This window comes from Legionella sp. km772, assembly GCF_003989735.1.
Classification (GTDB): domain Bacteria; phylum Pseudomonadota; class Gammaproteobacteria; order Legionellales; family Legionellaceae; genus Legionella.
This window is the reverse complement of the sequence record NZ_RZGQ01000064.1, coordinates 1-16156: the sequence shown is the minus strand read 5'-3', so window position 1 is coordinate 16156 and position 16156 is coordinate 1. Positions and strand designations below refer to the sequence as shown.

The following is a 16156-nucleotide window of genomic DNA, read 5'->3' as shown; positions in this document are numbered from 1 at the left end:
AAATCAAATAATCACTATAAAGATCAAGCATATCCATTTAATTCCCTCCCTAAAATTAAGGGCGGAATTCTAATGCTTTTTAGTCAAACTACAAGTTTATGTGCGTAACATGAGTAAATTATCAGGGAGGTCATGAGCAAATAAATTTGTTCTTAACGCCATCATTCCACACCCTATATCTACACCCACAGCAGCGGGGATAATAGCATTTCTGGTGGGAATAACTGAGCCAACTGTGGCTCCCTTGCCTAAATGGACATCGGGCATTACAGCAACATGTTTAAAAATAAAAGGCAAAGAGGCAATGTTGGCTACTTGTTCTTTAGCATTTTCAGCAAAATCAACATATTGGATCCAAGCTTTTATTTTTTCAGAAATTTGTATAGGTTGTGACATAGTCTTCCCTAAATCATTAAGTACTTCTAATTATTTTATATATAAAGCCAATGAGGCAACATTACCTTAGGTGATAACCTTTAAGGGCTGATAATATTCACAAAAGGATAGTATAGATAAGGCAGCGGGTTTCATTAAGTCATATAGTTTTTAAGATGCTTTTAGTACTCGCATCTAAAAGCTTGTTAATTTTTAAATCTTTACATTATCTTATCAGACTATCCTTAAATCAGATGGTATAATATAATCTTAGTCCAAGTTCTAAATTTGGCTATCGCGACTTATCTTCTCCATAGTATGAATGGAGGACTGGAAAGTTCCTAGCTTTAATCACTTAAACGGGTTCGTCGCTAAGTTAAAGATTCATTGAGTATGATGAGCTTTGATTCAGCACAATTAGCCTCTGTGTTATCCTGTCTACTCATTGGAATCTTCTTAAGATTGAGTCAAAGGAGCTATAATATGAGTGCAAAAATCAATTTCCATTCAATATCCCCCGAAGGTTCGCTGGTCATTCAACCTGCACTAAGAACCCAAACTTTGGCGAGGTTTATCGGAACAGCATTATTATTTTGTACCTCAGCAACTGCTTTAGCTGCTGATATCGAATGCAAAGGCTATAATAACGAGCCTATGATAGTTAAACCGAAATCATTAACTATCTTTAATAATTCAGATACCACTATCTATCCAGTAATTTCAACGAGTAAAAATGCCGTTAATGAATGGCTGCAAGGATGTTTTCGCACAACAGCCACTTACCCCACCAATGATGTTTATAAGCTCTACGTTAATGAAGGAGTGGGAATTGCTCCTGGAAGTTCTGTAAGTATTACGCTCCCTTTATATAGTAAATTGTCCGACCTGCGGTATATAACATGGTGGAATGGTGGCCGGGTTGTACTAGCTGATAGAGATGATCGATTACGTAACGAACAAGACGTAAGCTTGCCCACTCCTTCGGATCTTAGCTGTGAAGGACAGAATACGAGCTGTACATTGACGACCTATTCTAGTGATGTGCAATTTCCCGAAAATATCTATGCTCAATTATCAGAATACACCTTTGGCGATTCAATTATTCCTGTAGGCCAGTCTACGCGGCTTTTAAAGCCAGACAATGTTGGCTATAACATTTCTTATGTCGACCATGTCTATATGCCTGTCGCTATTGAACCTAAAAACAATCCCTATATAGGATATAGTGGTTCAACCATGCCTTTAAGCACATTTAGAGAACACCTACTCGCCTTTTTAACCACCCCCTTAGGCCAAGGTTGGCCTGTTTACAATTTGAGCGAGCTTAAACTGCCTGGAGGTTATAATATATTTGCGCAACGCTCAGGCACATTACCACCTAACGATCAAGTGCCCGTTAAACCAAAAGACGGCTATCCTCCTGTGTTAACAGTATTGTCTTGTATTCAAGGCAATTGTAATGAAGAACAAAAAAAATCACTTCATTACGGTGAAGCAGTACAAAGAATGCAAAATCTTTGGGGCTCTTGTGTGAAATGGGACGAAGATGTTAGTAAATACGTGAGCAAACCGGTTGCCTGTCCCGCTGATCTAAAACAAAAATTAGGAGTTATTCAAGCTTTCTTTAAGCAAAACCATCAACAGTATTTACAACTGTATAAAGAAGGAAGATGTAATCTAAATCCTAATAGCCAACCTGTACCATTTAGCTATTGGCAAGTAATTAATCATGTCTACGGTTGGGTACCATTTAATGAAGGATGCGGTGCTTCTGCAAATCCATTAGCTGAAACTAAGATCCCTGGCTGGGACCACGCTAAAGTACAGGCGATGTATACTAATGAGCTCCAGTATAATTATAAAACTGAAGTCAAGCCTGAGCTTTTATTTAATCCCTATGTTCAATTGATCCATGATAAAAATTATCTTTCCCTCGATGCTTATGGATTTTCAGTTGACGACGCTGTTGGCTTTATGAGCGAATTGGGTGATGGATTAGTTTTCACTGTGGGTGGTACTAGAGGTCTTGAAAATCCACAAGCGTTTAATTATGCCGATGGCTTTAGCGTTGCCATAGGTGTTCCGCAATCACAAATCAATGAACAAAATAAACCCTTGATTAAAAAATATGGCGTATGCGTATTTAATCAAGATCCCAATGACCCCAATTGCCTTAAAAACAAACAAGATGTCATTATGCCTGCGAATAGTCAAATTGCGGGGTTTAGGGTTGGTACGGTCGCATCTTATCCCATTAAGGTACGATTTACTGACTTAAATGACAATCAATACAGTTTTGAAGTGAATTCGAAATTTGCTGCATGCCCAAGCAATATGGATCCTTCTCAGTGCCCTACTAATAAGGCTGAAATATTAAACAAGGAGTCCTGTGAGGTATTAACATCTAATGGCACAAAACACCCTAAATCAAATCAGTGGTGTCAAAGTGCTAACCCTAATCAACAAAAAGACCAACAGTTGACGAAGAATTTTATAAGTTTCGCTCAACCAGTCGACTTTTTAAACTAATCTAAGCTAATTTAACTACCTCTAAACATCTCGAGGTAGTTAAATTAAATAGACAATAATTATTAAGCGATACGCTAAGATACTTATTTTTTATCCGACTGAAAAACCGCCATGAATGCTTCTTGAGGAATTTCTACATGGCCTACTTGCTTCATCCGTTTCTTACCGGCTTTTTGCTTTTCAAGCAGTTTGCGTTTACGGCTGACGTCACCACCATAACATTTCGCGGTCACGTTTTTACGTAAAGCCTTTACTGTTTGTCGGGCAATAATATGACTACCAATGGCGGCTTGAATAGCAACGTCAAACATTTGGCGAGGAATGAGATCTTTCATTTTTTCCGCGACCACTTTACCACGACTATGTGACGCAGAACGGTGCACAATCACGGCTAAAGCGTCAACTTTTTCACTGTTAATTAAAATATCCATCTTGACCAAATCTGCTTGATCAAAGCGTAAAAAATTATAATCTAAAGAAGCATATCCCCGACTGACCGATTTTAAGCGATCGAAAAAGTCGGAGACGACCTCACTCATGGGGATATCATAGGTTACAGAAACCTGGCGGCCACTGTAAGTCATGTTAACCTGCACTCCTCGACGCTCAACGCATAAGGTAATAATTTGGCCTAAATAATCCTGGGGAACAAGGATATTGGCGCGAACTATAGGCTCGTACATCTCTTTAATTTGAGGAGATGGGGGTAAATGCGATGGATTATCGATTAATAAAGTCTCGCCTTTGGTCGTTACAATTTGATAAACCACAGTAGGTGCAGTGGAAATGAGGTCGAGGTTATATTCGCGTTCCAAACGTTCTTGGACGATTTCCATGTGCAGCATGCCTAAGAAACCACAACGAAACCCGAAACCTAAAGCCTCTGAAGACTCTGGCTCATAAAATAAAGAGGCATCATTTAAACTTAATTTGGCCAATGCTTCTCTAAACGCTTCAAAATCATCAGCACTAATAGGAAATAGTCCTGCGTAAACTTGGGGCTTTACTTTTTGGAATCCAGGTAAAACCTGATCAGCAGGATGTTTATCTAAGGTTAAAGTATCCCCTACCGGCGCCCCTTGAATTTCTTTAATACCTGCAACCACATATCCCACCTCACCGGCGTGTAGAGCATCTAATTTAGTACGTTTAGGAGTAAATACACCTACTTGGTCGACTTCATAGACGCGGCCGGTAGACATCACTCGCATCTTATCGCCTTTACGAATAGAGCCATTCACTATTCGTACTAAAGAGACTACGCCTAAATAACTGTCAAACCAAGAATCAATAATAAGCGCTTGTAGCGGCTTATGAATATCGCCCTCTGGTGGTGGAATATGCGCAACCAGTGCTTCAAGAACATCAGTGACACCCATGCCGCTCTTAGCACTTACCCGAATAGCATCATGGGCATCAACGCCAATGATATCCTCAATTTCAGCAATAACTCGCTCAGGTTCGGCTTGCGGTAAGTCAATTTTATTTAAAACGGGCAGTACGTTAAGTGATTGATCTATAGCCGTATAACATACAGCCACTGTTTGAGCCTCAACGCCTTGGGCTGCGTCTACCACCAGAATAGCACCCTCACAGGCAGCTAATGAGCGGGATACTTCATAGCTGAAGTCAACATGTCCAGGCGTATCAATGAAGTTAAGCAGATAAGTTTTGCCATCTTGAGCAGTGTAGTTAAGAGAGACACATTGGGCTTTAATTGTAATACCGCGCTCACGCTCAATATCCATAGAATCTAGAACTTGGGCGCTCATTTCGCGATCGCTTAAGCCGCCACAAATTTGAATAAAACGATCAGCTAAAGTAGATTTACCATGATCGATATGGGCAATAATAGAGAAATTCCGAATGCGTTTTAAATCACTCACCGTAATTAGCCTTTAAGTAAATAAATGGATTCTATCGTAAATGTCTTCACGCAGAAAGTAATATAAAATGCTTTGTTTATATTACAGACAAATTGGCTAATTTTACAAATAAAATTTGCTAAGTAGGTAGGTTTTCAATAAAATCAGTTCTTTGTTTTAACTTTGGGATCCGTCATGAGACGAATAATCTGGCTCGGTTTTACACTATTATTCACTTTTTCTTTATCAAGCTATTCTGATACTGCATTTACTAAGCGTCAAGACGTACAAGCGTTTATAAAAACCATGGTTAAACAATACCATTTTAATGAGAAACAACTAACAGAGACGATGAATCAGGTCCAAATACAACCGCAAATTATCGAGTCAATGGAAAAGCCCTATGAAAAGAAAAACTGGGATGTTTATAGGGACATCTTTATGACCCCTCAACGGGTAAAAGGTGGTTTGGATTTTTGGGCTGCTAATCAAAAAACTCTAGAAAAAGTGCAAAAAAGATACGGTGTTCCGCCAGAGATCATTGTGGCTATTTTAGGGGTCGAAACTCTCTATGGAGAAAAGCAAGGCGACAACCGCGTTTTAGATGCTTTAGCTACTCTTGCATTTGACTATTCTAAGCGGGCACCCTTCTTTAAAAGTGAATTAAAAGAATATCTGTTGCTTTGTCGCGAACATAAGGTCCCTGCCACTTATTATAAAGGCTCCTATGCGGGCGCTATGGGTAAACCGCAATTTATGCCTAGTAATTACCGCATTTTTGCGGTGGATTATAAAAACAAAGGGCATAGAGATTTAGTTAGGGATAATGATGATTCTATTGCTAGTATTGCTAATTACTTTCATCGCCACGGCTGGAGAACTAATGAGGGCATAGCCCAAAGTGCACGAATTATCGCAAAACAAAAATCTAACCGTTTATACGTAAATCCCCGCCGCGCCAACTACAATTATGCTCAACTTATTGCTTCAGGGGTCAAACCAGTTACAGCATCACTTAATCATCCAAAACGGGCTGGACTTATTGAGCTCACCACCGCCAAAGGTAATGAGTATTGGTTAGCTTATCCTAACTTTTTTGTGATCACCCGTTATAATTCCAGTCCTCAATATGCATTAGTGGTTTATTTATTATCCCAACAATTAAAGCAACAATGGACGCAAATGAATATTAAAAAACACAGAGCTTATGTATAATATCTAGTAGTCGGGTTGTAGCTAATTGTCCCTGTTAGCACCTAAACCTTCGCACCGTGGTCAAACCGCGGGCGTCGTGAGCTTGAACAGCTTAAGGTGCTTACTTAATAGTTAATACAGGCGCCATATTACCTTCTCTCGGTCAGGTAGATCGTTAATTAAAATAGAGCTTGACTCATGGACACATGTTTTCTTTTTACTGAATATCTAAATGAAGCGGGTTGTTTGTGCTTAAAACTGAATGCAGAGGGCGCTGTTCTCAGCCCCCCGGCTCAACTTGAGTTTAAGGACATTAAAAAGCTCCAAGAGAACTCAACTACAATATTGGTTGAGTCCTCCTCCCAAGTTACACTAATCACTTTAGAATTACCTTGGCTCGCTGATCGCAAAGCCAGATCGGCCATTCCCTATGCACTAGAAGATAAATTAGCGCAACCCGTAGAAGAGCTTCATTTCGCCTTTGATAAACAACATTATCATAATAATCATTATTTAATTACAGTGATAGCTAAACATAGAATGCATTATTTAATGCAGCTAATGGATGATAATAATATAGATTTTGAAATGATAACTGTTGATTGGTTCGCCTTAGATGAAGAAGAGCTTTGTGTATGCGGTCCACATCTGCTAATTAATCAAACCGATTTTAAAGGAGCATTATCAGGCTCTTTAGCTTTAACTTATGCAAAACTTCACACCTTAACACCACCGCTGCTTTTTTCAGATAGTCAATTAGAGATCAATAAGGAGACGGTGGACAATGCAGAATCCTCCTATATGTGGATTGCTCGAAAATTAGTGCATAAGAATCCTTTAAATTTATGTCAAGGAAGCATGCAACATGGCACGGCCTCCGATTGGATTAAAAAGGGATATACCTTAGCGGCTCTCTCAGCTGTAGTTTGGTTAATTAGCCTATTAATTGTTAATGGGATAACCCTTTATTCCCTTAATAAAAAAACGGCACACATTGATCAACAAATTGAAGGTATTTACCATCAGTTTTTTCCCGAAGCCAAACAAGTTATCAGCCCCAAATTTCGTATTAGCCAATTATTAAAAGCAAATCAAGACGAGGGTCAAACCCGTTTTTGGTTTTTAATCAATGAATTTGCTAAAACCATGAAAAACAGCACGATCACTATAGAGCAGATGCGCTATCAAAGTAAAACTTTATTAGTTACCGTGGTTAGCCCAGACTTTGCGACCTTACAAAAATTTGAGAACGCTTTAAAGCAGCAATTAAAAGTTAACCAAACCCAAGCATCAACCCATGAACAACAAGTTATGGCCACCTTGGAGTTATCATGAAATCTTATATAAGTAATTTAAATGAACGTGAAAAATGGATGGTGCTCAGTGCAACCCTTTGCGTCCTGGTCTATGTATATTACTTCTTTTTATATGCACCAATTGCCTCCCGAGTTGAAGAACGGCAACAGCAATTCATTGAAAAAACAGAGACGCTGCAGTGGATGAATAAAGTAAAAAACCAAAAAACGACTACGTCCGTAAAAAAAACAATCGACAACGGTCAATTACTAACTTTACTCTCGACGCAATTAAAAAATCACGCCACCATCAAATTCCCCTTTCAATTACAGCAAACAAGCTCGGGTGAAACGCAAATCAATTTTGATCAAGTTCCCTTTAATTTGTTTATTGAATGGTTAGCGCAGTTAAACAACAAATATAAGATCAATATTAAACAGTTTGATATCAATAAAACACCCACACCAGGCGTTGTGCAGCTAATGATTATTCTAAGTGCCGATTAGCAGGTCGAGTAAACTCGACCTTCATAATATTAATATTGCATGGCCACTTTTTCATCACCGAGCAAATTAGCCAGAAGTTCGAGTAGTTCATCGCTTGGCATAACAAACCAGTTAGGCGCAACATTCAGACTTGCTTTCGCAAATTCATTATTATAAATAATTTGCACCCCACATTTACCAGTGTGAGCTTTTAAAATCGATTGGAGTGAGGGCACAAGCGTCTCGCTTTGTTGATCCAAGCGAAGTTCTAAACAGCGAGCAAATTTCATCCTGGCAGCAGGAATAGTCAACAATTGACTTGCGGACATTTTAACCCCGCCACTGTAATCATCATGCGCTATTTCTCCCTCGATAACGAGCATATCCCCGCTGGTCAAGGGGGAGTTGAAAGTGTCAAAAACTTCGCTAAAGACTACGACATCAAGGCGCGAGGTTGCATCCTCTATTCCAATGATTATTAATTGTTTGCCGCGCTTGGTTAATACTTTACGCACCCCAACTACCTGTCCGCAAATAGCTCCTTTTTTATGTATAGAGGGATTTAACTGACTAATGGGGATAATATAATCAGTAAATTCACGGCGATATTGATCAGCGGGATGGCCCGTTAAATAAAAACCTAATACTTCCCGTTCGCCATCCAAGCGTTGTGCCTCAGCCCAGGGTTTGGCAGGAATATAGGATTGCTCTTGTGCAGAGTCATCTAAAAGAGTAAACAAATCAAACTGACCACTGGATTGATTTTGATGCTCTTTTTCTGCAACCTTTAAGGCCTTTTCGATTGAGGCCGTTAATACGGCTCGTTCTATTTTCCAATCATCAAAGGCGCCACTTTTTATTAAGGCCTCCAATACCCGTCGATTTACTTTGCGTAAATCTAAGCGTTGGCAAAATGCGAATAAGTCTTTATAGGGGCCATTTTTGCTACGCTCTTCCGTGATACAGTCAATGGCAGATTCCCCCACCCCTTTAATAGCCCCTAATCCATAAATAATTGTATTATCTTCACTCACAGTAAAATGATAAACGGATTGATTAATTGACGGTGGTAGTACCTTTAATTTCATGTGGGCACATTCATCAATAAAGGTTACTACTTTATCCGTATTATCCATATCAGAAGACATTACTGCAGCCATAAAGGCCGCTGGATAATGAGCTTTTAGCCAAGCTGTTTGATAGGCAACGAGCGCATAGGCTGCCGAGTGTGACTTGTTAAATCCATAGCCTGCAAATTTTTCCATCAAATCGAAAATATGAGTTGCAACATCCTTATCAACCCCTCTTGCAGTGGCTCCTTCTGTAAAAATCTCTCTTTGTTTTGCCATCTCCTCAGGCTTTTTCTTACCCATAGCCCGACGTAATAAGTCCGCTCCACCTAAGGTATAATTGGCTAAGACCTGGGCAATTTGCATTACCTGCTCTTGGTATAAAATGACCCCATAGGTAGGCTTTAAAATGGGTTCAAGATCGGGATGGGGGTAATCAACGGCGGCTCGACCATGTTTTCTATCAATAAAATCATCTACCATCCCGGATTGTAGAGGGCCAGGTCTAAAAAGAGCCACTAACGCGATGATGTCCTCAAAACAATCAGGTTGAAGTCGATTAATTAACTCCTTCATTCCCCGAGATTCCAACTGGAATACCGCTGTTGTCTTACACGCTTTTAATAAATCAAAGGACAGTTCATCATCTGTAGGTATTTGACTAATATCGATTAACGGCAGCCCTTTTTGCTGACATTGTTTATTGACAGTCATCAAAGCCCAATCAATGATGGTTAATGTCCGAAGCCCTAAAAAGTCAAATTTAACTAAACCGGCGGCTTCCACATCGTCTTTATCAAATTGGCTGACAATTTGCGTGGAGCCCTCTTCACAATAGATAGCAGTAAAATCGGTAAGTTGCGAAGGAGCAATGACCACCCCTCCCGCATGTTTGCCTGCGTTGCGAGTAATACCCTCTAACTTTAAAGCTAGATCAATAAGTTCTTTAACGTCCTCTTCTTCATCATAACGCCGTTGAAGTTCAGGTTCTTGTTCTAAGGCTTTACTTAAAGTAATGCCTATTTCAAAGGGAATGAGCTTAGCTAATTTATCAACAAAACCATAAGGGTGACCAAACACCCGACCAACGTCACGGATTACAGCCTTTGCGGCCATGGTACCAAAGGTAATAATTTGCGATACACTTTGCCGGCCATATTTTTCTGCTACATAATCAATCACCCGGTCACGACCTTCCATACAAAAGTCGATATCAAAATCCGGCATAGAAACCCGCTCGGGATTTAAAAAGCGCTCAAAAAGTAATTCATATTCCAGTGGATCTAAATCCGTAATTTTTAAAGCATAAGCCACTAAAGAGCCAGCTCCCGAACCACGACCGGGGCCAACCGGCACCCCATTATTTTTTGCCCACTGAATGAAGTCCGCAACGATTAGGAAATAACCAGCAAAGCCCATCGAGTTAATTACTTTCAACTCAACTTCTAGACGCTCATCATAGGGTGCGCGGTTTGCATTTAGCTCGTCTTGCGACTTGGCGCGGAAGATATGCTGCAGACGCTCCTCTAAGCCTACTTCGGATAAATGTGATAAATAGTTTTCAACCGTTGAACCTTCAGGAATGGGAAAATTAGGCAGATAATTATTACCCAAATTCAATTTTACAGAGCATCGTTTTGCTATTTCAACCGTATTTTGTAAAGCACTGGGTAAATCAATAAATAACTGCTCCATTTCTTCAGCGGAGCGGAGATATTGTTGGGCGCTATATTGTTGCACACGTCGAGGATCTGCTAAGGTAAGTCCTTGGTGGATGCAGACTCTTGCTTCATGCGCATCAAAATCTTCTTTATCAATAAAACGCACATCGTTGGTGGCTACTAAAGGTAATTGAAGAGTTTCTGCTAAAGCAATTAATTGCTCATTGTATAAGGCTTCATCAGTGCGACCAGTCCTTTGAATTTCTAAATAATACCTATTTGGAAATAGCGTTTGCCAATGTTGTGCTCTTTGCTTCGCTAAATTGAGATCATTAGCAAGGATTGCTTGTCCTACATCACCAAACCGACCACCAGATAAAAGAATTAAGCCCTTGGAATAGGCCTCTATCCAATCGAGATGAACTCGGGGTTGTCCGAGGTATTGTCCTTCTTGGTAGGCTTTGGATACCAGGCAAGTTAAATTATTGTAGCCTTCACTGTTTAGACATAAAAATACTAAGGGATAAACCATCTCAGGATTTTCTGGGTTATAACAAGGCAAGTCTGCACCAATTATGGGTTTTATACCTAGGTCAACCGCATTTTTAAAAACTTTTACCGCCGCGAATAAATTACAGTGATCAGTCACCGCAACCGCAGACATTCCTCGTGCCAACACTGATTTCATTAGCGGTTTTATGCGGACTAAGCCATCAACCAAAGAAAATTCTGTATGCACACGTAAATGCACAAAACGTTGTTGCATAATCTATTACCAATAACTATTAATTAGGAGTATTGTAACTCAATACTCCGCTTTTCTTTATCTATTATTTATTAAACATGGCTTTGATGAGGATCAAAGGCATCACGTACCGCATCAGCAAATAAATTAATTGCTAAAACTAACACAAACATAAATAAGAAAGCAGCAAACATTGGCCACCATACCAGCGGATCACGAGCTAATTCTAGCCGGGCACCATTAATCATATTACCCCAACTGATAGTCATCGGTGACACCCCTACGCCAACATAAGAAAGTACAGCCTCCGCCATTACCAAAAAACTAAAATCTAACACCAAAGTAATAATTACAATGTGCATCACATTAGGCAATAAATGTTTCCGAATGATCGTAAACCAATTACTACCTAAAGCCTTAGCAGCCATAACATAATCCACTTCCCGTAATTTTAAGGTTTCTGCCCGCAATAAACGACAGAGGCTTGTCCAACTGGTTACGCCCAAAATAAAACACAGAGCCAACAAACGCGCATCCGCGCTTTTCGCTAAGGTTTGAAATTGTTCTGGATGGGAGGTTATATAAGCTTGCAAGGATAGAACTGACGCAGTTATTAATAAAACGCCTGGAATTGAGCTTAAGGTGGTATAGATATATTGAATAACATCATCCACCCAACCCCCAAAATAACCAGCAGCGATTCCTAAAAAAACTGCCAGCGGCAGCATGAATAAAGTAGTTAATAAACCAATTATTAATCCTGTTCGAATACTTTTTAAGCTGAAATAAAAAATATCTTGACCAATCTGCCCTGTTCCTAAAATATGGAAACTACGTGACAAACTATAGGAAAATACGATTAAAAAAATCAGTAGACTTAGCGTGATAAACACACTAAAACCTGATGGGCTTATATAAATCAATTTCTTTTTATTCAGTTTATTAATACTCATATTGATAAGCCAAAACAAAACAATAACCGCACCACAATAACCCAAGGCCATCAATAAACTATCATTAATTACCCTCTCCTTATCCTGCGGAGTTTTAATCGTTGCTGGCACATAGGCAAGGCGTGGATAAGTCTGTTTCATCACTCCATTTACCATCAGGGTTTCACTGACAAACATCTTCAATGCGAGTGGTGCAGAATAGGTTTTCTCGTACACAGATCCTATAGGGGCAACTAACTTATCCAACAGCGAATCCGTCATATTATTGGCATTACTTGACCCTGTATCAAAATGAATTGAATCTAGTACCGCAATAATTAAAAAAAAGACTAATAAAATGCCCGCACTTAGAGCTAAGGGCCTATGTAATATAATGGAAAAAGAACGGCGAATTTGTTGTTTACGCAAACTTAATAAAGTAAGGATGAGGGCCAAACTCAGTAAGATTAAAAAACATTTATCAGTCCATAAAAACTCGAAGTGCATTTAATTCTCTATTTTATTAAGATAGTCTTACTCGGGGATCTACTAGCATGTAGGAAAAGTCGGTCAACACTAAACCTGCGATATATAAAATAGATCCTAAAAATACCATCGCTCTTACGATAGCAAAATCTTGTTGCTGGATGGCATCGATAATGTAACTGCCTAAACCTGGAACGCCAAAAAATGATTCTAAAACGAGACTACCCATAAACAGGGAAGGAATAAGGACCACAATTCCTGTTAAGATAGGTAACATGGCATTTTTTAAGACATGCTTAAAAAGCACAATCCGTTCAGACAAACCTTTAGCCCTTGCTGTTTTCACATAATCTTTATTTATTTCTTCTAAAAATAAAGAACGATACCATCGCGCCCCAGAACCTAACTCTCCTATTACGGCAACAAGCACCGGTAGAATAATGAATTTTAACGCTTGTAAACCGTCGTCATAACCAGAAATGGGTACTAAACGTAAGACTTTACCAAAAATATATTGTCCGCCAATAATGTAAAATAGGCTTGAAATAGACATTAAAACAATACAAACAATCACTCCTGTTAAATCCAGATAAGTACTGCGAAAAAAGGCCATCGCCATAGCAAAAACAATGTTCGCTAAGATATCAAATAATAATATAGGGATGGCAATAGCTAGGCTTGGCCACATCCGGTAACTGATATCATGGCTAATGTCGCGACCAGCATCAGAAACCCCAAAGTTAAAAGTAAATAACATCATAGATTTCTGAAAAAACAAAGTATCGGTGAGTTTATGCAGGCCCTGAGCCTTTTCATTCACAAAGGAAGGTAAATCATAACCATGTGCAGCTTTCCAATCATCAACTTCTTGCTGATTGACGTGTTTATGCCCTAAATGCATTCGTGCAATATCATCAGGGGTATTTACCATAAAAAATAAAATAAAAGTTAACAGATTAATGCCGAATAAAATCGGAATGGCATAAATTAAACGTCGAAATGCATAACTAATCATTTAATAGACATCCTTGGCGCAGCTAATCGCTCTTTTTGGTAATAGGTAAACACTAAAGGCAGAATCAATAGCAGCATTAGCCCGGCAAGCAAAATTAAAGGCCAAAAAATAGGCTGATTCCATTCTGTTCTTAATTTATTTCGCTCAGAGACATCAACAGCCACATATTTTAAGGTACTTAAATAAATACTGTTGGCTTGAAAATTAGCTACCCAATCTTGCAGCAAGGTAAACTGCTCTTGATGCATCCCCCAAACCCAGGGCGCATCGTGTCGAACAATTTCTAACATTTGATCGATAAGTGTTTGCCGTTGCTGGTCATTACTGCGATTTTTCATTAATTCAAATAAATGGTCAAATTCAGGGTTATTATAATTCGCTGCGTTCTCGCCCCCATATTTTACCTTAGAGTTCCGACTGTATAATTGAAAGAAGAAATTTTCCGGATCGGGGTAATCAGCATTCCAACCCCAACTAAAAATTTGGATATCTCCGGTACGCATTTTTTCTTGAAAACGATTATAAAGAGTGGGATGAACATTTAAATCAATCCCTATATTCGCAAATTGCTTGCGCATCCAATCTAAAATCGCCTTATCCTCAGGCGAACCTGAGGTTGTTACATCATAATTTAAAATCAGGGGCTTGTTGGTTTTAGGATCGATCCCCCGATCATAGCCTGCCTCTGTTAATAATTGTTTGGCATCATCCAAAGGGCGTCGTTGGATAGCATTATTGACCCATTTATATACATAAGGATTTATTCCCGCCTCTCCCTCTTTATAGCCATATATCCCAGGTGGAATGGGACCTTGTGCAGCCCGCCCGCGTCCGTTATAAAAAATGGCGATACTTTCGTCATAATTCACCGCTATAGAGATAGCCTGGCGTAATTTCCTTGCTCGCTCACTGTTTCCACCAATAATAGGATCGAGCATATTAAACCCCATGTAAAAAATGGAAGGCTCAAGCGTTTGAATCAGATGCATTTTTTTATCGCGCATTTCCTGGCTTAAGACCGGCTCGCCAAAGCTATTTATATGAAGAGCCTGATCAAAACTATCGGCACTAATTCCGGAAGCATCATAATAACCTTGTAAAAATTTATTCCAGCGTGGAATGGACTCCTTTTCAAGCGTATAAATCGCTTTATCAATAAGCGGCAAACGTTTGCCTACAAATGGCGACGAAATGGGCAGATTAGTATTGGGATCCGTGGTCGGGAAAAATACGGGACGATAATTAGGGTTTTTTTCTAAAAGCATGGCTCGATTAGGGTTGTTATCGGATAACATAAAGGGCCCAGTGCCTACTGGATACCAGTTAAAGGTTAAATTTTTATCATCCATATCGTATTGAGAATAAAAAAGATCTGCCTCCCAAGGTATAGGGGAAAAAAAAGGCATCGCCAACCAAAATAAAAATTGGGAATATTGACCTTTTAGGGTAATTTCAAAAGTATAATCGTCAATTTTTTTAATACCCTTTAAAGGGTATTGACGCAAGTCAAGAAAACTCCCCTCACCTAGGATACGTGGTAGGGTTTTTCCATAGTCAGCAAAACCAACTATATAATCACTCATTAAACCATAAACGGGTGAGCCTACTGCAGGATTAGCTAGACGCTTAATTTGATAAATGTAATCATCTATTCGCAATTCACGCGTCCCTGTTTTTTTAAAATCCGCTAGTTTACTAATATCATGCTCGTCTAAGTAATCATCGTCTAAATGATGATATAAAAATTGGCCCTTTTTATTTTTCGCAAAAGCTGGATGAGGCTGATAAAAAATCCCTTTCTGAATGGAAATGGTGTACACACTGAATGCAGGGCTTACGCCCTCCCCCAGTGCAATAGTTTCACCTTTCTCATTTAAAAAACGTAGCTGCGGCATTGCCGCTGCTGTTAAAGGAGATAATTGATAGGGTCTTAGTTGATAATGATATTCTAATAAGGGTTCATAAATTTGACCAATAAATAGATATTCATTTGCAGAATAAGACCGAGCCGGATCCAATGTCTTGGGTTGTTCAGTAAATGAGGAGTAGTAAATATTCTGCTTGGACTGGGCATCAGGATAGGGATTATTTAGAACCCACGGAAAAGCCTGAAGTTCACTAGCTATTAATAATAAGATTATTATTCTAATTAAAACCATCCCAGGCCCTAGTCTTTTCCCATCAATGCTTGATTGCTGTTTCACGAATTGAAATAGAATGTCAGCAGATTAACGTTTTATTATATGACCTATTTAGGCCAATGTCCTATGATCTCTTAGAGTATATCGCTAAGGCAAATATTAATGAAGCTCAAAACACGCTAAGCATGGCTTAATATTCAGTGGTTAACCAAAAAAATGGATCATTTAATATTTCCTTAACATCTCATGTTACGCACGGTCAATTTTAAGCTGCCATATTTTTAAGCTCCTGCCAAGCAATCTGGTTCGCTCTAAGAATCAATTTGTACTTAATAGCAAAGTGATTTAAATGAGTTTTTATC

The 16156-nt window shown here is 39.1% G+C and carries 10 protein-coding genes; 4 read left to right on the top strand and 6 right to left on the bottom strand.

Going from position 1 to position 16156, the window contains the following annotated elements; translation table 11 throughout:
• Positions 1-96 precede the first annotated feature (96 nt).
• Complete coding sequence (locus ELY15_RS08265; protein ID WP_127099193.1) at positions 97-396, bottom strand: RtcB family protein; 300 nt, start codon at positions 394-396, stop codon at positions 97-99.
• Positions 397-858: 462 nt separating this feature from the next.
• Here ELY15_RS08265 and ELY15_RS08260 point away from each other — a divergent pair, with 462 nt between their 5' ends.
• Positions 859-2904, top strand: a complete 2046-nt coding sequence (locus ELY15_RS08260) for a hypothetical protein (protein ID WP_233586575.1) — start codon at positions 859-861, stop codon at positions 2902-2904.
• Between the two features lie 83 nt (positions 2905-2987).
• Here the strand turns inward: ELY15_RS08260 and lepA are convergent, their stop codons facing one another.
• Positions 2988-4790 (bottom strand): translation elongation factor 4, encoded by a 1803-nt coding sequence (gene lepA / locus ELY15_RS08255; protein ID WP_127099192.1) that lies wholly within the window; start codon positions 4788-4790, stop codon positions 2988-2990.
• Positions 4791-4964: 174 nt separating this feature from the next.
• Between lepA and mltB the strand changes: the two genes are divergently transcribed.
• From mltB to gspM, 3 genes are all read left to right on the top strand, one after another.
• Positions 4965-5984, top strand: a complete 1020-nt coding sequence (mltB, locus tag ELY15_RS08250) for a lytic murein transglycosylase B (protein WP_127099191.1) — start codon at positions 4965-4967, stop codon at positions 5982-5984.
• Between the two features lie 177 nt (positions 5985-6161).
• Entirely contained in the window at positions 6162-7298 is a 1137-nt protein-coding gene (gspL, locus tag ELY15_RS08245) for a type II secretion system protein GspL (protein WP_127099190.1), read from the top strand.
• The gene (gene gspM, locus ELY15_RS08240) at positions 7295-7765 is read left to right on the top strand and encodes a type II secretion system protein GspM (protein WP_127099189.1); all 471 of its coding nucleotides are present in this window, start codon (positions 7295-7297) and stop codon (positions 7763-7765) included. The genes gspL and gspM overlap by 4 nt, the downstream gene beginning before the upstream one ends.
• A 29-nt stretch (positions 7766-7794) precedes the next feature.
• Here the strand turns inward: gspM and dnaE are convergent, their stop codons facing one another.
• From dnaE to ELY15_RS08220, 4 genes are all read right to left on the bottom strand, one after another.
• Entirely contained in the window at positions 7795-11241 is a 3447-nt protein-coding gene (gene dnaE / locus ELY15_RS08235; RefSeq protein ID WP_127099188.1) for a DNA polymerase III subunit alpha, read from the bottom strand.
• 71 nt (positions 11242-11312) lie between these two features.
• Entirely contained in the window at positions 11313-12659 is a 1347-nt protein-coding gene (locus ELY15_RS08230) for an ABC transporter permease (protein WP_127099187.1), read from the bottom strand.
• Positions 12660-12675: 16 nt separating this feature from the next.
• Positions 12676-13653: an ABC transporter permease gene (locus ELY15_RS08225; protein WP_127099186.1), complete on the bottom strand. Its 978-nt coding sequence runs from the start codon at positions 13651-13653 to the stop codon at positions 12676-12678.
• Positions 13650-15812: an ABC transporter substrate-binding protein gene (locus ELY15_RS08220; RefSeq protein ID WP_127099194.1), complete on the bottom strand. Its 2163-nt coding sequence runs from the start codon at positions 15810-15812 to the stop codon at positions 13650-13652. The genes ELY15_RS08225 and ELY15_RS08220 overlap by 4 nt, the downstream gene beginning before the upstream one ends.
• Positions 15813-16156: the final 344 nt, after the last annotated feature.

What these genes read in the sequence shown, in the direction of transcription:
- gspM (WP_127099189.1), top strand. Translation starts at nt 7,295, where the DNA reads ATGAAATCTTATATAAGTAATTTAAATGAACGTGAAAAATGGATGGTG.
- gspL (WP_127099190.1), top strand. Translation starts at nt 6,162, where the DNA reads ATGGACACATGTTTTCTTTTTACTGAATATCTAAATGAAGCGGGTTGT.
- ELY15_RS08225 (WP_127099186.1), bottom strand. Translation starts at nt 13,653, where the DNA reads ATGATTAGTTATGCATTTCGACGTTTAATTTATGCCATTCCGATTTTA.
- ELY15_RS08230 (WP_127099187.1), bottom strand. Translation starts at nt 12,659, where the DNA reads ATGCACTTCGAGTTTTTATGGACTGATAAATGTTTTTTAATCTTACTG.
- ELY15_RS08260 (WP_233586575.1), top strand. Translation starts at nt 859, where the DNA reads ATGAGTGCAAAAATCAATTTCCATTCAATATCCCCCGAAGGTTCGCTG.
- dnaE (WP_127099188.1), bottom strand. Translation starts at nt 11,241, where the DNA reads ATGCAACAACGTTTTGTGCATTTACGTGTGCATACAGAATTTTCTTTG.
- ELY15_RS08265 (WP_127099193.1), bottom strand. Translation starts at nt 396, where the DNA reads ATGTCACAACCTATACAAATTTCTGAAAAAATAAAAGCTTGGATCCAA.
- mltB (WP_127099191.1), top strand. Translation starts at nt 4,965, where the DNA reads ATGAGACGAATAATCTGGCTCGGTTTTACACTATTATTCACTTTTTCT.
- ELY15_RS08220 (WP_127099194.1), bottom strand. Translation starts at nt 15,812, where the DNA reads ATGGTTTTAATTAGAATAATAATCTTATTATTAATAGCTAGTGAACTT.